The organism is Alcanivorax sp. HI0007 (assembly GCF_001635525.1).
GTDB lineage: Bacteria > Pseudomonadota > Gammaproteobacteria > Pseudomonadales > Alcanivoracaceae > Alcanivorax.
On the sequence record NZ_LWEJ01000210.1, the window covers coordinates 1 to 205 of the forward strand.

Annotated in this window: 1 pseudogene; it reads right to left on the reverse strand. The window is 58.0% G+C overall.

Features of this window, described 5'->3' with window-relative positions:
• A pseudogene (locus tag A3714_RS18070) lies at positions 1-205 on the reverse strand (ethanolamine utilization protein EutJ); the annotation flags it as partial.

Genomic DNA, 205 nt, shown 5'->3' on the forward strand with positions numbered 1-205 from the left:
GTTATCCGCCACCACGGTGCCGCCCATGGCTTCCCAGGTGGGCACGAATGCCTTGGTCCAGTACTTGGCGTAGTCATGGGTGGCATTGGCGATGGCCACTTTCTTGCCATTCTGTTCCATGGCGATCTTGGTGAACGGCTTCATGTAGCCGGTAAAGGTGGGCGGGATACGCACGGTCAGTTCATTGCCCTTCTCGGTCACAGTG